Origin of the sequence: Microcoleus sp. FACHB-831 (genome assembly GCF_014695585.1) — a bacterium.
Classification (GTDB): Bacteria; Cyanobacteriota; Cyanobacteriia; order Cyanobacteriales; family FACHB-T130; genus FACHB-831.
Genome location: NZ_JACJON010000051.1, coordinates 37748 through 54880, shown reverse-complemented (window position 1 = coordinate 54880; position 17133 = coordinate 37748). Strand labels below are relative to the sequence as shown.

13 protein-coding genes are annotated in these 17133 nt (G+C 46.0%); 6 read left to right on the top strand and 7 right to left on the bottom strand.

Going from position 1 to position 17133, the window contains the following annotated elements; translation table 11 throughout:
- Positions 1-6 precede the first annotated feature (6 nt).
- Positions 7-963 (top strand): ribonuclease Z, encoded by a 957-nt coding sequence (locus H6F77_RS13255; RefSeq protein ID WP_190489192.1) that lies wholly within the window; start codon positions 7-9, stop codon positions 961-963.
- Between the two features lie 78 nt (positions 964-1041).
- On the opposite strand, the gene H6F77_RS13250 is transcribed toward H6F77_RS13255, so the two are convergent.
- Both H6F77_RS13250 and cobU read right to left on the bottom strand, forming a co-directional pair.
- A complete protein-coding gene (locus H6F77_RS13250) occupies positions 1042-1515 on the bottom strand; it encodes a hypothetical protein (RefSeq protein WP_190489206.1) in 474 nt (157 codons plus the stop codon).
- Between the two features lie 376 nt (positions 1516-1891).
- The gene (cobU, locus tag H6F77_RS13245; protein ID WP_190489191.1) at positions 1892-2473 is read right to left on the bottom strand and encodes a bifunctional adenosylcobinamide kinase/adenosylcobinamide-phosphate guanylyltransferase; all 582 of its coding nucleotides are present in this window, start codon (positions 2471-2473) and stop codon (positions 1892-1894) included.
- Between the two features lie 259 nt (positions 2474-2732).
- Between cobU and H6F77_RS13240 the strand changes: the two genes are divergently transcribed.
- The 4 genes from H6F77_RS13240 to hpsU all read left to right on the top strand — a co-directional run bounded on the left by H6F77_RS13240 (position 2733) and on the right by hpsU (position 6068).
- The gene (locus H6F77_RS13240; protein ID WP_190489190.1) at positions 2733-3449 is read left to right on the top strand and encodes a hypothetical protein; all 717 of its coding nucleotides are present in this window, start codon (positions 2733-2735) and stop codon (positions 3447-3449) included.
- A gap of 85 nt (positions 3450-3534) precedes the next feature.
- The gene (locus H6F77_RS13235; protein WP_199321320.1) at positions 3535-4485 is read left to right on the top strand and encodes a glycosyltransferase family 2 protein; all 951 of its coding nucleotides are present in this window, start codon (positions 3535-3537) and stop codon (positions 4483-4485) included.
- A 38-nt stretch (positions 4486-4523) separates the two neighbouring features.
- Positions 4524-5474 carry a glycosyltransferase family 2 protein gene (locus H6F77_RS13230; RefSeq protein ID WP_190489189.1) on the top strand — a complete coding sequence of 317 codons (951 nt, stop codon included), beginning with the start codon at positions 4524-4526 and terminating at the stop codon, positions 5472-5474.
- Positions 5475-5477: 3 nt separating this feature from the next.
- Entirely contained in the window at positions 5478-6068 is a 591-nt protein-coding gene (hpsU, locus tag H6F77_RS13225) for a hormogonium polysaccharide biosynthesis acetyltransferase HpsU (RefSeq protein ID WP_190489188.1), read from the top strand.
- A gap of 25 nt (positions 6069-6093) precedes the next feature.
- Here the strand turns inward: hpsU and H6F77_RS13220 are convergent, their stop codons facing one another.
- Both H6F77_RS13220 and H6F77_RS13215 read right to left on the bottom strand, forming a co-directional pair.
- The gene (locus tag H6F77_RS13220) at positions 6094-9729 is read right to left on the bottom strand and encodes a PAS domain S-box protein (RefSeq protein ID WP_190489187.1); all 3636 of its coding nucleotides are present in this window, start codon (positions 9727-9729) and stop codon (positions 6094-6096) included.
- A gap of 333 nt (positions 9730-10062) precedes the next feature.
- Positions 10063-11427, bottom strand: a complete 1365-nt coding sequence (locus tag H6F77_RS13215) for a proton extrusion protein PcxA (protein ID WP_190489186.1) — start codon at positions 11425-11427, stop codon at positions 10063-10065.
- Positions 11428-11754: 327 nt separating this feature from the next.
- Here H6F77_RS13215 and H6F77_RS13210 point away from each other — a divergent pair, with 327 nt between their 5' ends.
- Positions 11755-13989, top strand: a complete 2235-nt coding sequence (locus H6F77_RS13210; RefSeq protein ID WP_190489185.1) for a recombinase family protein — start codon at positions 11755-11757, stop codon at positions 13987-13989.
- Between the two features lie 141 nt (positions 13990-14130).
- On the opposite strand, the gene H6F77_RS13205 is transcribed toward H6F77_RS13210, so the two are convergent.
- The 3 genes from H6F77_RS13205 to H6F77_RS13195 all read right to left on the bottom strand — a co-directional run bounded on the left by H6F77_RS13205 (position 14131) and on the right by H6F77_RS13195 (position 17031).
- Entirely contained in the window at positions 14131-14409 is a 279-nt protein-coding gene (locus tag H6F77_RS13205) for a type IV pilin-like G/H family protein (RefSeq protein WP_309228843.1), read from the bottom strand.
- Positions 14410-14434: 25 nt separating this feature from the next.
- Positions 14435-15445, bottom strand: a complete 1011-nt coding sequence (locus H6F77_RS13200) for a serine/threonine protein kinase (protein WP_190489184.1) — start codon at positions 15443-15445, stop codon at positions 14435-14437.
- Between the two features lie 113 nt (positions 15446-15558).
- The gene (locus H6F77_RS13195; RefSeq protein WP_309228842.1) at positions 15559-17031 is read right to left on the bottom strand and encodes a serine/threonine protein kinase; all 1473 of its coding nucleotides are present in this window, start codon (positions 17029-17031) and stop codon (positions 15559-15561) included.
- Between the last annotated feature and the right edge of the window lie 102 nt (positions 17032-17133).

The window sequence follows — 17133 nt, the reverse complement described above, 5'->3', positions numbered from 1 at the left end:
ACGCTCGTGCAAATTACTTTTCTTGGAACCAGTTCTGGTATACCGACGCGATCGCGCAATGTTTCTAGCATCGCCCTGCGTTTGCCCCAACGCGCCGAATTATGGCTGTTTGACTGTGGCGAAGGCACTCAGCACCAATTGTTGCGTAGTGATGTCAAAGTAGGTCAACTCACCCGCATTTTTATCACCCACCTGCACGGCGACCACATCTTTGGCTTGATGGGTCTTTTAGCTTCATGCGGTATGGCTGGCAATGTCCAGCGCGTTGATATTTATGGCCCCTCTGGTCTAAGCGAATACCTCCGCGCTGGCCAAAAATACTCTTATACCCATTTTTCCTACCCCATCGAAGTTCACACTGTAAGTCCTGGGGTAGTCTATGAGGACGATGAATTTATAGTCAGTTGCGGCCCCCTCAAGCATCGCGTCCCGGCGGTTGGCTACAGGATTGTAGAAAAAGATCGGCCTGGGCGTTTCAATGTGGAAAAAGCTGCCGAACTGGGAATCCCCTCCGGGCCTATTTACGGCAAACTCAAACGCGGCGAAGATATCACCCTACCAGATGGCCGTCTGATACGCGGAAGCGATTTGTCTGCGCCTCCAGAGATAGGCCGCAAAATTGTTTACTGTACTGACACAGTTTATTGCGATAGTGCTGTGGAACTGGCACGCGGCGCAGATGTGTTAATTCACGAAGCCACATTTGCCCACGAAGATTCGCAGCTAGCTTTCGATCGCTTGCACTCTACCTCGACAATGGCGGCACAAGTGGCATTGGGTGCGGGTGTGAAGCAGTTAATTATGACCCATTTCAGTCCCCGCTATGCTCCTGGTAATTCAGTCGTATTAGATGACTTGCTTCAGGAAGCTCGCGCGATTTTCCCCAACACCCAATTAGCCTATGATTTCCTGACTTATGAAGTGCCCCGACGCCGGGAACAGGAATTAACCAAGGCGGTATAGGCTTGTTCTTGCTGGCAAATGCGACAAATTGTCGCATTTGCACTTAAAAATTGGTTCTCAGCAAGAGTGGAAATTAATTCATCCAGCCGATATGCTGCCAATGTTAGATGCATTACCGCCCTCATCTACCTCTGAAGTGCGGGGTTTGAGGAGTCGATCGCGAATATCTAACAGCCGCGCCTGACTGCTGACGGGCGATCGCGGTAGCGGTACTTCCGTGTTAGGCCAACTCGATATATCGTTACACGGACAGTCCAAAGGCGGCATTCCAGTTCGACGCATGGGTACTGGCATATCACAACGGGCGCAGTCAGCCATCTCCCAAGCTGGTGTCAGCAGTTCGGCAATAGTTTCGTTCGTGCCTTCTAGGTAACAGTCGCCAGACTCTGGTGAGAGAATTATCTGCCAGCAACGTTCAAAATCTCCACTGTAGCGATCGCCCTCGATTACGGGTTGTGGCAGCAGTGCTTCCTGTCCATTACCAACAATAACCTTCTTGCCTAGCTGAAACCAATAAGCAAGATATTGTCTAACTGAATGTTCGGATGCCATAACTTTAGCTGACCCCCCGGCAACGAACAAAGGATTGTTGCTGCCATCCTGCATAGAAGTATTAACTCTCACTATATTTCCTCGCAATAGCAGTTGGTTTCCTGCTCAGGTTTGATTGTGGCTGATACCAAAGTATTAATTTTTTAGTACAGCCTATCTGGTGAAATAAAAGGTCGATTGACTTAAGACTGTGGAATATAAACTCTGGCCGTAGGGACTCTTACCCTATAGACTTTTTAGGTCTACCGTATGCACAATTCGCTTTTTAGTGCAACCAAATTGTGGGCGTATTTACACCCAACTTTACTAGGGAATCCTACTACTATAATAGGGTAGTTCTACGAGGGCAAGATTTCACAAGAAATGTATAGATAGATCATCCAAGTGATATATCTGACCCTGGTAAGGGGGAACCGAGGACGCTAAGGTTAAGAACGTGACCGCCAGTAACTAAATAAACTGGATGGGCGATCGCACCCACCCGACGCACCAAATTGCCCAAGCGATCGCGAAACTTACGACCGAGGGGATACGCTGGAACAACGCCCCAACCCGTTTCCTCAGCCACCAAAATTACATCACTAGCAGTTTGCTCTAAACTTTCGAGTAACTCTTGCTGAGTTCTCTGCCAATCTTCCTCATCCTGGTCTAAAAGATTCGCCAGCCAAGTTCCCAGCGAATCAACCAAAAGGCAGCTATTATCAGCACCCTCCCCAATCGTTACTGCCAGTTCAACTGGCACTTGCAGGGTTGTCCAGCTACTTGGGCGTCGCCGCCGATGTTGTTCGATGCGCGATCGCCATTCTGCGTCGTTGGGGTCAACGTTTGCAGTTGCAACATAAATGACTAATTTTTGCGATCGCCCAGCTAGAGTTTCTGCCCACTCGCTTTTCCCCGACCTCGCAGGCCCAGTCACAAGAATAACTCTCCCTTCAGGCGTTGCCTTTTGTGTTTTCACTCATCACCTCACTAAATCCCGTCGCGCCTATTGGCGCAAAGTTTTCCTTTTTTCAGTTAAGACAGTTAAAATTACGCCATTAACAGACGAAATAAAATAGAAAATTAAGCAAGCGACTGTGCGTTTGTGCGAATGCGCTCCAAAGCACAAACGTCGCCAACACAACGAGTTGCAACAAGAGCGGGCGTCATCGTAGTTAATTTAACTGGGTTTAGAGCCAATAAACGTTTTTAAGAGACAAAAGTAGCGCAATATTACCATGAAACCAGAATTACAACGGATAGAGACAACCTTGCATCAGCTATCGCAAGCAAACAGCGACGCAGAGCAGCAGACACCCGAAGCAGTATCGACCGAGGATTCAGCAAGGTGGCGTCCAGAGGTTCCAGAGAGTCCCCCCTCCTTCTCACTCACCGTCCAAACTTTCCCAGACCGAAAGCCCCCAGGTGGTAAGGCGCCGACCCTGCCCAAGTTAAAAACTCCCAGCTTCACTAACCATCGCAACGCACCCAATCCGGCTCTAGCGATGACCCTGCTACAAGAAATTGAAGTGATAGTGGCAGGTTGGCAGCAGGAACTACAGCAAGTAGTACGGCAAATTCAAGACGTTTACCTAGAAGGGCCAATTGTCGATGGCTGGTTGGAGTCTCATACGCAGAAACCAGAGGCGGGTGGAGAGAAGCTATCAGTAGCAGAAGTTGACCGACTGATGGACTACATAGACGCCTCGTTTAATTCCGAAGATGTGAAAGTAACGTATCAATCTCCCCGTGCTGGCTACCGCTTGTGCGGGTTGGATGAGGATGGTCAGTTTTGGTTCCGTCCTTGTCCGCCAGAGCAGGTTCCCACCGTCAGCGTAGCGATCGCTCGTTATCAAAAGCTGCGGCTGTTGCTCTCTCGCAAACAAGACTTGGAAACCCGCCTTACCCAACTGGCAGAAACCCTCGTCGTTTTGCACAGCCATCTGAATGCTTAATAGGGGATGGGGGATTGGGAGACGCGAGCTTATCGGCGTCTCTACAAGACTCTAAACTCCCAATTAACAATTAAGAATTACCCAGATGAAAATTTCTGCAATTATTTGTACGCACAATAGGGAGCAGTATTTAGGGGCTGCAATTGATAGCTTGCTAAACCAGGATTTTCCTGAATTTGAAGTAGTGGTTGTAGATAATGCATCAAGCGATCGCACAACCGAAATAACTTCCCTTCGCCCAAGCATAAAATATGTCTACGAACCCGTCATAGGTCTATCCGTCGCTCGCAACACGGGTGCAAAAGTTGCCGCAGGTGATATTCTCGCTTACCTTGATGATGATGCCGTTGCCGCTCCCAACTGGCTGCACGTACTCTATGAAGCCTATCAAAACAACGAAAAACTCGCCGTTGCTGGTGGCAAAGTTACTCTACTTTGGCCAGAGGGAATACAGCCCCCGCGCTGGCTTTCCCCTGGATTGTCGGGAAATTTAGGAGCCTACGATCTGGGAGATACTATTGTTTATATCAACCAACCCGGAATGACTCCACGCGGTTTAAATTACTCAATACGACGGACATTTTTAGAGCAAATTGGCGGCTTCAATATTAATTTAGGGCGAGTGGGCAAAAATTTGTTATCAAATGAAGAACTCCACATGACAGAATTAGCCCTTAAAATGGGCTGGGAGGTAGCATATCTTCCCAATGCCTTAGTCGCTCACAATGTTGCGCCAGAGCGCTTGAAACGACAATGGTTTTTAAGTCGGGGCTGGTGGCAGGGCATCAGCGAGAGTCAGCGCCAACAACTCGTAGGTAAGATTGGAATGCGGCAGCTACAAGGCGGGTGCGAACGGCTAGTGCGCGGAATTTATAAATCTGTTAAATATTTTAAAGATCCAGCGACTAGCTTTGAAAATTTGGTATATGCATACGGCCAAATTGGTTATTTGAGTAATGCTATTGGGGGTATGTTCGTGCCATCAGAAAAAGCTGAAAATCCCAGCTCTGAAGTTGTCAGTCAGCAAACAGAATAATTCCATAATTTAATATTTATCCTTCACATTTTATCTTTATGACAGGCATTGCTAAAATTCCAGTTTCGGTTCTGATTCCAGCTAAGAACGAACAAGCAAATCTTCCTGCTTGTCTTCAAAGCGTTGCAGCAGCCGATGAAGTGTTTGTAGTTGATTCGCAAAGCAGCGATCGCTCTATTGAAATTGCTGAAAGTTACGGCGCCAAAGTAGTACAATTTCTATTCAACGGTCGGTGGCCAAAAAAGAAAAATTGGGCCTTAGAAAATCTACCCTTCCGCAACGAATGGGTGCTAATTGTCGATTGTGACGAACGCATTCCCCCGGAATTATGGGAAGAAATTGCGATCGCGATCGCCAATCCAGAACATAACGGCTATTACATCAACCGCAAAGTATTTTTCCTCGGCACTTGGATTAGACACGGCGGTAGATATCCCGACTGGAATCTGCGTCTATTTAAATACAAACTAGGCAGATACGAAAATTTAAGTACAGAAGAAGTTCCTAATACTGGCGATAACGAAGTTCACGAACACGTCGTTCTCCAAGGCAAGCCTGGCTACTTAAAAAATGATATTCTGCACGAAGATTTTAAAGATGTATTTCACTGGTTAGATCGACATAACCGATACTCCAATTGGGAAGCTCGCGTTTATCTCAATATACTCAAAGGTAAGGACGACACTGGCACAATTGGAGCTAATTTCTTCGGCGATGCTGTTCAACGCAAGCGCTTTCTAAAGAAACTTTGGGTACAACTTCCCTTTAAACCCCTACTGCGATTTATTTTGATCTACATTATTCAGCGTGGGTTCTTGGATGGAAAAGCTGGCTACATTTATGCGCGGCTGATGAGCCAGTATGAATATCAAATTGGGGTCAAACTGTACGAATTGCGTAAATTTGGCGGCTCTTTGAATGCAAGTTCACCTACAGTAATTCCTGCGAATTCATTACCGCAGCCGGATTCGTTGCAAGGGAGGGCGTAGGGGTTGATAGACTCAGATTTGCCACCAACTAACAGCGTTGAACCTTTCGTTGATTTACGCAATTATGACCAATCTGGATACGATCGAGGGCGTCCGGTTTGGTTTATTTTAATGTGGTGGTTAGTGCAGGCGATCGCGTTCCCCCTGAGTCCGCATTTTTTAAATAGTTTCCGCAGTTGGCTTTTGCGGCTATTTGGGGCGCGTGTAGGTAGGGGTGTAATCATCCGACCTACAGCCCGCTTCACCTATCCTTGGAAAGTCGAAATTGGCGACTATAGTTGGATTGGGGACGATGTAGTTTTATACAGCCTAGACCAAATTCGCATCGGTCAACAGTGCGTAATTTCCCAAAAAAGCTACCTCTGCACTGGCAGTCACGATATCAAAGATCCAGCCTTTGGCTTAATAACTTCTCCCATTACAATTGAAGAAGGCGTCTGGATTGCCGCAGATTGCTTTATCGCTCCTGGGGTGCAGATAGGAGCTAATGCAGTGATAGGCGCGAGGAGCAGTGTTTTTAGTAATATCTCCCACGCGCAGGTTTGTTGGGGAAATCCCTGCCGTCCTCATTATCCCAGGCAGATGAAGTCTTAGAAAAGAACTATCAACCATGAAGTATTTAATCCTCTTGTTTAAGAGGGATAGCGATCGCAAACTCTGTACCTTGTCCCAATTCTGATGTAAGTAACAATTTCCCCCGATGTTTTTCTACAACAATCTGGTGGCTGATCGATAACCCCAAACCAGTGCCTTTACCCACAGGTTTAGTTGTAAAGAAAGAGTCAAAAAGTTGCGAACGTACTTCCTCTGGTATTCCGGGGCCATTATCAGCAATTCGGATAACTACTAGCTCATCATCTAGTAACTCAGTCTTAATCCGAATGATACTCGGATGCAACCCAATCTCCTTAAGAGTGCGCCGCTCGTTATACTCATCCAAGGCATCAATTGCATTAGCAATAATGTTCATAAACACTTGGTTGAGTTGGCCAGCATAACACTCTACTAAAGGCAAATCGCCGTATTCTTTAATTATTTCAATTCCAGGACTTCCCGACTTCCCTTTCAATCGTTGGTGCAAAATCAGCAGCGTACTGTCTAAGCCATCGTGAACGTTAACTAACTGCATTGCCGATTGGTCAACCCGCGAGAAATTACGCAAGCTAAGGACAATCTGACAAATGCGGTCAGTTCCCAATTTCATAGAAGACAGCATTTTAGGCAAATCTTCAATTAAGAAATCTAAGTCAATAGCCTCTGTTTTAGCGCTAATTTCTGCTGTGGGATTGGGGTAAGCGGTGCGATAGAGGTCTAGCAAATTCATCAAGTCTTGGGTATATTCGCAGGCATAGTCCAGGTTGCCGTAGATGAAGCTAATCGGATTGTTGATTTCGTGAGCAACCCCAGCAACCAATTGACCGAGATTAGACATCTTTTCGGTCTGCACAAGTTGCGTTTGCGTGCGTTGCAACTCGTAGAGGGCTTGTTCTAACTCCCTCGCCTGTTGTCTTAACTTGGCTTCAGATTGCTCCAGTGCTTCTTGCGCCCGCTTGCGTTCCGTAATGTCCATCAGCAATCCATCCCAAAGCGTCTCCTGGTTCCCAGGAGCGATCGCAGATTGCAGTCGTTCCGGTCGGGCAGCGCCTTGAATCCATTTAAGCTTACCGGAAGGCGTAGTAATGCGTCCTTCCCAGTTCCAAGGTTGCAATGTTTGGGCGCTTTGGACTATAGATTCCTGAAAACTAGCGCGATCGCTTGGATGAATTGCCTCAAGAACAAAAGACGCATTCTCCTGAATCTCCTCTGGCCCAACTTCGTAGACTTCCTGGCAACTAGAACTCACAAACGGAAACGTAATCGACCCATCTGGCTGGAGAAGAAATTGGTAAATAATACCCGGTACGTTAGCCGCTAACTTCTGGAACCGCGCCTCGCTCCCGATTAGCGCCGAACTAAAGCGATCGCGCTCTATGGCAATTCCCGCTAAATACGTCGCTTTGATAATTAGCTCGCGGTCATAATCTCTGGGAGCATAAGGACGATCGTAGTAAATACCTATAGTCCCCAAAACATCCCCCTTCAAAGTCAGGATAGGGATTGCCCAGCAAGCCCGTAACCCGTGCCCTAATGCAAGATCGCGCCAATCTTCCCACAATGGATCGCTAGCAATATCCTCCACAATTACAGGTTCTTTGCGATAAGCCGCCGTCCCGCACGAGCCAGCCTTTGGGCCAATCGCAATTCCATCAACAGCTCGATTGTATGCTTCTGGCAGCAATGGGGCGGCAACGTGTCGTAAATTAACCCCGTTTTCGTCTAGCAACAGAAAAGCACACTTCATTTCTCCCGATAGTTCTTCAATAACCCTCGCTAGCAAGTCCAGCACCTCTGGGAGCGCCCCGCCCCTGAGAATTAGTTCCAAAACCTGATTTTGTCCGGCCAGCAAAGCTTCTGCCCGTATGCGGGTGCTTATCTCTTCCTTCAGTTGCTCGTTGGCTTGCCGCAGTTGAGTCGTTCGCTCCTCCACTCTCCGCTCTAACTCTTCGTTAGCTTTCTTTAGTTCTTCCTCAACTCGCTTGAGTTGCGTAATGTCGCGACCGATGCAGAGAATTTCGCTCAACTTTCCATCTGGAGAGAAAAACCCTTTGTTCGTCCATGCCACCCACACCCGCGAACCATCCCGCCTAATATTTTCACTCTCATGTTGCGTGTAGCGCTCTGGATAGCGCAAGATCTCCCTCACTATTTTTGTGGCTTCGCTACCCGAAGCATCGCTCTGGGGTAGCAGCGTTCTTATGAAGTTTTGGCCCTTAATTTCTGGCTCTGAGTAGCCAAAGAAAGTTTGAGCAAACTCGTTGAAAAAAGTAATGTTGCCCTGTGGGTCAACTCGCAAAATGATACTGTTAGCGTTTTGAACCAGTTCCCGATACTTGGCCTCGCTCTTTCTTAAAGCCTCTTCTGCCCGATGACGCGAGGTAACGTCCTCCACAAAGCCTTCATAGTAGAGCAACTTCCCTTGTTCGTCGCGAACTGCCCGCGCATTTTCTAAAATCCAGATGATGCTACCGTCTTTGCGATAAATCTGCGACTCAAATTTAGATACTGCGTCGTATTGCTGTATCAAGCGGGTAAACTCGTGGCGTCGGGAAGGCTGTATATATAGCTGCTGCTGGATATCCGTCAGACCCGCCATCAGTTCTGCTGGGGAGTCATACCCGTATATCTTTGCAAGTGCGGGATTAGCATTGATGTAGTGTCCGTCCGGCGTAGTCTGGAAAATTCCGACAACGGCGTTTTCAAAAAGGCTTTGATATTTTGCTTCCGCTTGTCGCCGCCCTTCTTCTGCGGCTTTGCGCTGTAGCACTGCCCCCAGTTGATTTGTCACTGATGAAATTAGCTCTATTTGATGCTGGTCGGCAATACATGGTTCTAGCATCATTAATACAACTACGGCCACAACCTCGTCATCAGCAATGAGGGGGATTGCCAATCCCGCGCCCAGTCCGGCTTCCCTAGCTTTTCGCGCTCGCACAAATGTAGCTTCTGGCGCAGTAGAAAGATCTGGAATCCACAATGGTTGTCGAGATTCCCAGACATACCCCGGCATTCCTATCCCTGGGGGAAAGGTTGATGATTGGCTGTACTCGCGGAAGTGTTGCAGCTTGTCGGTTTGGCTATACCAAGCGGACTCGCTGCACCGCAACACTTTCTGTTCATCGTCGGGAATCCAAGCTTCGCCGCAATGCCAACCAGTGCTTTCACACACGCGGCGCAGGGCTACTTCGATGGCGGCTTGAAAGTCAGGGGCGTCGCTAACATCTTGGATTAGGGTTTGTAGTAGCTGTTTTTCTTTTTCTAATCGTTGTGACTCTCGCCGCAGTTCGGCTTCTCGTAACTCGCGCTCTACGGCGGGGACAATTTGTGATAGGTTGCGCTTGGTGACGAAATCGGCTGCGCCTGCTTTGAGGGTAGCGATCGCTGCTTCTTCGCCAATTTCACCTGAGACAATAATAAATGGCAGGTCTAGTCCCGTTTCTTGTAGCAGTTTCAATGCTGCTAGACCGCTAAACTGTCCCAGATAATAATCTGAAATTACAATATCCCAGTTTTCTTCGGTGAGTGCTGCTTGCATTTGGTGCGGAGTTTCTACTCGCCAACTATCTAGGTCGTAACCGCTAGCGTGCAGTTGTTTGAGTAGCAATATGGCATCTTCTTCAGCGTCTTCGACCAACAACACCCGGAGCGATTGATTCACCAAATTTCTCCTCTATTATTAGTGCGAGATTAAGTTTGCCCATTAACGCAGCCCGTGCAAGTTTTTGTACAAGCCTATACAATTTCAGTTGCATGCGGCTTGCACTAGCAAGAATTCTGCTGTTCTCGCGCGATCGCACGCGAAGCATCCAAGGCCTCGCTAGTATGTGCGAATAGCTCTATCTCTGTGACTAATATTATTTACAACATTTTGTGCGTCCAAAGATGTTGTAAAAATTACCAGTTGGCGGAATTTTTGATAATAGACTGTGGGGAATTGGGAATGTGGGATGGAAATGCGCCCTGTTCAATTCCCAATTATCCCAACTTGATATTATTCATTCATATTTCTATAAGTTGCCACCGCTGAAGGCGAAATTCTGTTCAAGTACCGGAAAATCCAATATTTAAACATCGTGTCCAAAATTACTGGAAACGTGGCGATAAACAAAAAGATAAATTCTCTATTTTCCGGCAATCCTAAGTGCTTCGATATACCTTCGAGAATTACTTCCCATCCGTGCGGCGAGTGGAATCCCACAAACACATCGGTAAACAAAATGATGATAAAAGCCTTAGCGCTGTCACTCAGCCCATAGACAACATCATCCATAAAAGATTTCAAAACTTCGATGTCTCTTTTGCGGGTCAATATAATTCCACAAAATGCAGCTACTGCCGCTATGTCAGCAAAAACATTTTTAATGGCATCGGCACTTCTTTGACGATATTCCTCTTTTAGTTCTTCGGCTTTTTCCTTGATTTGCTCTTCTTTTTCCTCTTTACCGAGTTCGGGCATCAACCCAATCAAGCTTCTAAATTGTAATTGTTTTTCAAACCGTTCCAGTTCTACGAGGGCTTCTTCTTCCAAGTTAACATTTAGGAAAATTTCCGTTTTTTCATCATTTCTATATTTATCAACAATTGGCCCTACTAAGAAGGCTTTTGATACCTGCTGAAACAACAGAGGTACAAGAATTAAAAGTAATATAAACCTAATAGAAACTACTGTTTTTAATTTAGACTTGCGATAGTTTTGAAGAATTTGTTCTTCTGATTTTGGATCTAATTCTTGCTGGATTCGATTAATCGTTCCCAAGATCGATCTGGGCAAGACACCCGTTTTCTCAAAAACTTTATCCTCATCACCCGCTATACTTTTTATAGATGAAGTTGAGCTGGCGATCGCGCCGTTTTGCTCTATTCGCTCGCGCTCAATTACAACAGGTGTTTGGTTCGGTATGGCAACTAAGGCTGAGGATATCTTGGTAGCTTCGTTAATGCTGTATTTTTGTAAAATTGTATCAATAAAATTTAATTTCTCTATAGTAACTGAGGGATCTTCTCTGATTTGTAATGAATAGTTAGGGTTAGTGTTTGCTATTCTATCTACTTCTCTTCTATTAATATTCTGGTCGGCAATGTTGAGAATAGAACGACTGAGCTTAAATTCGGCAACTCTAAGTTTTGCAGTCTTTAAGTATTTATCCAGGTCTGATTTAAAATATGAAATTACGCTCTCGCCGTATTCGCTATGGGCAGCAGATATTTTTTTACCGCCGAAATGTTCATCTTCAATCGATTTAATTTTTAAAGCGGCTTTATAAGCTTGATCTAGCGATCGCTCTGGAGTTTCTAAATACCACTGATTTGCCTGCCGCAGGTAGGATTCTATTTGTGTAAAAAAAGTGTTTTTCATGGTACGAACAGACCCGATATTTTAAGAGACTAATGCTAAAACACAAGGGGTAACGGAGGAGCCGACGATAGTACATCTCGGCTTGGCGATCGCATGAACTCGCTACATATGCCAGATGTATTTTCTTAAAAGGTGGACTCAGTATAACGCATCTTCCTTGGGGTAGATAATTTATAATTAAACCAGACAGTAAATTGATCGTTCAGCGACGAGCGATATGGAAGAAAAGAAAGTATAGCGATCGCACTTCGGGCAAGAGAGAGTTTGACAAATCTTAACACTCAGGTTTGTAAGTGGTATATTAACAAATTCACAATAGGATGATCCGTGCTTTTTGATTCGATTTGGATTGCTGGGCCAACTCGCAGTGGCAAGACAACTCGCCTCGTGGATCGATTTTGCCATTTGCTGCAAGGGAGAAAACGTCAAAGGCAAGCAGAAAATGGGGCAATATTTCCCCAAGCCAAAAACATAGAGCAACGTTCCAGGCAAGCACAAGAGATATTAGTCTTTGCCGCCAACGATGATAACCGACGCGATTTGGCGGACAGGCTAGCTATTGCGAGCGAGGGGCGATATCCTGTTATTTCTAAAACGCCTTTGGGTTTTTTTCAAGACGAAGTGCTGCTATTTTGGCCCCTCTTGATTCAAAAATTGAATCTAAGGGCACAGTTTCCACTGCGGCTGCGTCCGGAAACCGAACAGGAGTTGGCGACTAGGTTTTGGAGTCCGCAGCTAGAACAAGGAAGCCTGCAACAGACTGGAATGAGCGACTATCGTTTAGTTCGCCGCCTTTTGGATTTGTTGCAGCTAGCAGCACTTAGCGGGACGCCGCTTGAGGATGTTGCCAGTATTCTACAAGAGGGTCAAAACCACGAAGCAGAGGAGAGCGAGACGCAGCTAGACTGGGAATTAGTCGGGCTTGTTCTGGGTCAATGGCGGCAATGGTGTCTGGAAAGGGGATTGCTGACTTACGGGATTATTTGCGAACTGTATTGGCGTCACCTGCTACCAGATGCAAAATATCAGCAGCATTTGAGGAGTCGCTACTTTGCTGTCTTAGCTGATGATGTAGATGATTACCCAGCAATAGCGAGAGATTTATTTGACTTCTTTCTCGATGGGGGAGCAGTTGGGGCGTTTACCTACAATATCGACGGCGCAGTGCGCTTGGGTTTGAACGCTGACCCAAATTATATGGCAGGTCTGGAGTGGCGGTGTCAGGTAGAAAGGCTGACTGCTAGACCGCTGAGTTCTCTGGGAGATACGCTGGGGGAACAGGTGGTGCAGATGGTAAACGAACCGATGTTTCTGGAGCCATTGCCCGACGATAGAGTACAGTTGGTGCAAAGCACTTCCCGCGCTCAACTCTTGAGGCAAACTGCTGAAGTAATTATCGAGGCGGTGCAATCAGGACAGGTGCAACCTCAAGAAATTGCCATAATTGCACCGGGTTTGGATGCGATCGCTCGTTATACCCTAGTAGACATCTTGGCCGACAAGGGAATACCAGTCGAGTCGCTAAACGACCAGCGCCCTTTAATTAGTTCGCCAACAATTCGAGCGCTGCTGACCTTAGTGGCTCTAGTTTATCCAGGATTGGGGAGACTTGCAGACAGAGATGCGATCGCAGAAATGCTAGTCGTCCTCAGCAGTCAGCGGGACTGGCGACTGGCGGCGGGCGACTGGGAAATGTTAAGTTCCAACTCTGAAGCCGCGATTCCCGACTCCCAATCACCCGCCATCGACCCAGTGCGGGCGGGTTTGCTAGCAGATTACTGCTATGCACCAGATCCAGAAATGCCCCGCTTGCTACCGCCAACAGCCTTTCCTCGTTGGGATAGACTAGGGCATCGTGCAACCGCTGCCTACGAGGATATTTTGCAGTGGTTGGAAGTGCAGCGTCAGCAGCAAGAACAGCGTCTCATTCCCTCTTGCGTTGCTTTACTAGACCGGGCGATTCAGAAGTTTTTATGGAATGGCAGCAATCTTCCCTACGATCAAATAGCAGCTTTGCGCGAATTGATGGAAACCGCCCAACACTACTGGGAAATTGATGGCAGACTAAGACAGAGCAATCGTTCTCAGCCAGAATCAGGAAGCGAGGATAACCCAGCCCACACTACCATTGGCAGGTTTATTCAGTTACTGCGTCGCGGTACTGTCACCGCCAACCCTTACCCCGTAAGACCAATTGGCCCTTCAAGCCGCGCTGTCACCCTGGCAACAATCTTTCAATACCGCGCTTCTCGTCGCTTCCATCGCTGGCAATTTTGGCTGGATGCAGGTTCGCCGCTTTGGTCAAAAGGCGGTGCAGCTACTCTCTTCGGTGCTAACTTGTTTCTTAAGGAGTGGTCGGGTCGTCCTTGGACTGAGGAAGATATTGCGATCGCCGATAAGGAACGATTGGAGAGGATTTTGCGAGATTTGCTGGGGAGAGTGGGAGAGCGAGTTTATCTTTGCCACAGCGATTTAGCTACTAACGGACAGGAGCAAACTGGCCCCCTGTTGTCTTTGGTTAATACTACTGTTCCCCTAGTTGCTGATGCTGTCAAAATCTAAACCGAACCACACAAGTCAATACTAAAATCATCCCTATACTGTGGAATCCGGGGATGATTCAATTGTTTTAGAACCTGCGCTTACCGCTCAAAAAGTTTAAGCTCGTCCCATTCCACCTCACCACCACCAAAAAGAGGACATTTATTTCATCATTTTTGTCCCAGAGCCACAGGCTGGCTCACCGTTGTTATAAATTGGATCTGCGGGTCTAGTTGTACCACGCGAATCAGCTTCACACATAATTGCTATTGGCGTCATTTCCTTATTGGCAGCATTTCGATCTATCTCACTAGGCACTTTTACTAGAAAAACAGCCCCGACGTAGCTCTTGAGATTATCTTTCCGAGATATACCGTAATTAAAGGCAACCTTACCAGTTGTGTGAGTTGAATAAGTGAAGCTTTTTGTCTGATTATTTATGCCAACTCCTAATGCTGAAAGCGAATTAGAAAAAGCACTTTTTTCTAGAAAGTAAGCTTGCTACGCCCGGTTCATACTTCCAACATATGTTTTCGCTTGTGATTGCTAAAAAGAATGCAGCACCTACACCACCAACAACAAGCAGTGGTAGCACAGCGAATAAAGCTAGACGACCATAATTTACTGAATTCTCAGCAGGCACAGGGGCTATTTCTAGAGGCTTGTTCGCACTTTGCCAAGCTGCAAGTGCCTCACGCGCCGTGCTAAATCTTCTTTCTGGTGCAGGCAAAGTGAGTTTTTCAATCCAACTTAAGAAATTAGGATTAACGCTAACTTTATCGGCAAATTGAATTCGCATATTTTGCTGCGGCAAATCTGCGGGGGTTGTGCCAGTCAGCAAGTGAATTAAAGTAGCTCCCAGTGCATACAAATCTGAAGCTGGAACTGCTTTCCCCCAAAATTGTTCTGGCGGCGCGTAGCCGTTAGTTCCAACTACGGTGAAAGTGGCGCCTTCTGATGCAGCTTTGTCTTGAACTGCACCAAAATCTACTAGATAGAAATGTTTATCTTTACCTAAAATTATGTTACTTGGCTTGATATCCCGGTGCAGCACTGGGGGAATAGATTCGTGCAAATAAATCAGAATTTCTAGGATGTCTGCTGCTAGATAACTTGCCTGCTGTTCTGTGAATTTCTTGCCTTCATCTAGCAATTGCTGCAAGGATGAACCGGGGATATATTCCTGCACTAAGCCAAACCAAGGCAATTCTGAATCTTCCAGTTGTTCGACTGAAAAATAATCTCGATACTTGGGAATTCGGGAATGGTTGATATTTTCCAGAATTTGGGCTTCGCGTTCAAATAGCTTGAGTTCTTCCCACTGCATTTGGGGATTAAAAGCTAACAGCTTCACAACTACCTGTTCTGGGGGTTGTGCTTGTAAATCTTCTGCTAGCCAAGTTTGACGCCCCGCATTTTGCCCTAGCTGTTGTTTTAATTGATAGCGTCCTTGTAAGATTTGTTCTGTTTGCAGCATATCTTATTTATTTCTCCAGTTGATATTTTCCAAAATAACACAACTAACTTTGTAGTTCGTGCGGGCATTGATGTAGTAATTGCCACTATCATTTACTACTTATTAGCTGCTGTTTAAGTAAGCCAGTTTCGGATTTCTTCAGCCAACCACTTACGTTCTGTTTCAGTCAATTGCTGACCAAAATTATATTCCAGCATCAATGTTTGAAAACTTAGCTCTTTAAAAAAAATCTGTTTAACTTCCTGGATATGTGGGGTTTTTCCAAAATGACGCAGGTAGCAAAAACCAAACAGCCTCCGTTCAATTGTGAACTTGTCTCTATCCAAATTGAGAGAATATTCGCTCAAGGAAGTTAAGCGCGGAAACTGCAATAAAGGCACTTTATTTAACTCTCTGACTACCCCTGTCCATAACAAACCAATGATACCTAGTATCACTAGCACTATTGGAAATATGTAATAATAGTGAGTAATAACTAAAAATAGGATAAATAACAGCATAATTATTAACAAACTTAATGCTAATAAATTTATCCAGGAGCTGGCGAGAATAATAAATTTACCAAAGGAGGAAATGGACGAGATAATGAACTTGAACAGCGCGATCGCGCCCCCTCCAGGTATCTTTATTTTTAAACGCTCTGGAGACTTTGATAGCTGGACGCGAGTTTTAGCAGGCTGAGAAATTTGGTATAGGGGAACAGACGCGATCGCTCTCCCTGTTTTCAGTGCTTCTATCGCTTCCCTCGCACTACTAAATCTTCTGTCTAAATCTGGCTCGGTTAACGCTTCAATCCAGCTAATTAAATTGGAATTCAAACTCACTTTATCCCTAAACTGAATACGCAAATCCTTACAAGGTAAATTTCCTGGTGAAGTACCCGTTAATAAATGAATTAAAGTTGCTCCTAATGCATATAAATCTGATGCTGGAACCGCTCTTCCCCAAAATTGTTCTAAAGGTGCATAACCACTGGTTCCCACGACAGTAAAAGTAACCCCTTCTTTGGCTGCTTGGTTCTGAACTGCGCCGAAATCAACTAAATAAATTTCTTTGTCGCTACCTAAAATTAGATTGCTTGGCTTGATGTCGCGGTGAAGCAGGGGGGGACTAAGTTCGTGAAGATAAATTAAAATATTTAGAACAGACAGCGCGATCGCTCTCACTTGTGCTTCTGTAAATCGCCTACCTTCCTTCAATAACTGTTGAAGGGAAGCACCAGGAATATAATCTTGTACCAGTCCAAACCAACACAATCCCGCACCCTTCTGCTTATCCAGGGAAAAATAATCGCGATAGCGGGGAATTCGGGGATGGTTAAGATTTTTTAAAACTTGAGCTTCGCGCTCAAAAAGCTTGAAATCATCCCACTGCATTTGCGGGTTAAACGCCAATAACTTGACGATTACAGATTCGGGGGGTTCTGTTGCCAAATCGAGAGCTAGCCAAGTTTGACGCCCAGAATTATGCCCTAATTGTTGTTGCAGCTGATAGCGATGCTCCTCGGGAGACCCTTCGCGAACGCACAATACTTGTCCAGATTCCAGCACAACCCAACCTTCCTGAACGTGTAAGTGAGGAGACACTCCTCCTTTCTAACATCAGCAAGAGGGAAGAAACAATAAACCGGGTTCCTTGCCAATATCAAGAAACCCGGTTTGTATAATTCGTATGGTGGACACCGCCCA

Bases quoted from the DNA above. Each gene is read 5' to 3' on its own strand.
- H6F77_RS13200 (WP_190489184.1), bottom strand. From the start codon at position 15,445: ATGCTGCAAACAGAACAAATCTTACAAGGACGCTATCAATTAAAACAA.
- H6F77_RS13230 (WP_190489189.1), top strand. From the start codon at position 4,524: ATGACAGGCATTGCTAAAATTCCAGTTTCGGTTCTGATTCCAGCTAAG.
- H6F77_RS13240 (WP_190489190.1), top strand. From the start codon at position 2,733: ATGAAACCAGAATTACAACGGATAGAGACAACCTTGCATCAGCTATCG.
- H6F77_RS13250 (WP_190489206.1), bottom strand. From the start codon at position 1,515: ATGGCATCCGAACATTCAGTTAGACAATATCTTGCTTATTGGTTTCAG.
- H6F77_RS13235 (WP_199321320.1), top strand. From the start codon at position 3,535: ATGAAAATTTCTGCAATTATTTGTACGCACAATAGGGAGCAGTATTTA.
- H6F77_RS13215 (WP_190489186.1), bottom strand. From the start codon at position 11,427: ATGAAAAACACTTTTTTTACACAAATAGAATCCTACCTGCGGCAGGCA.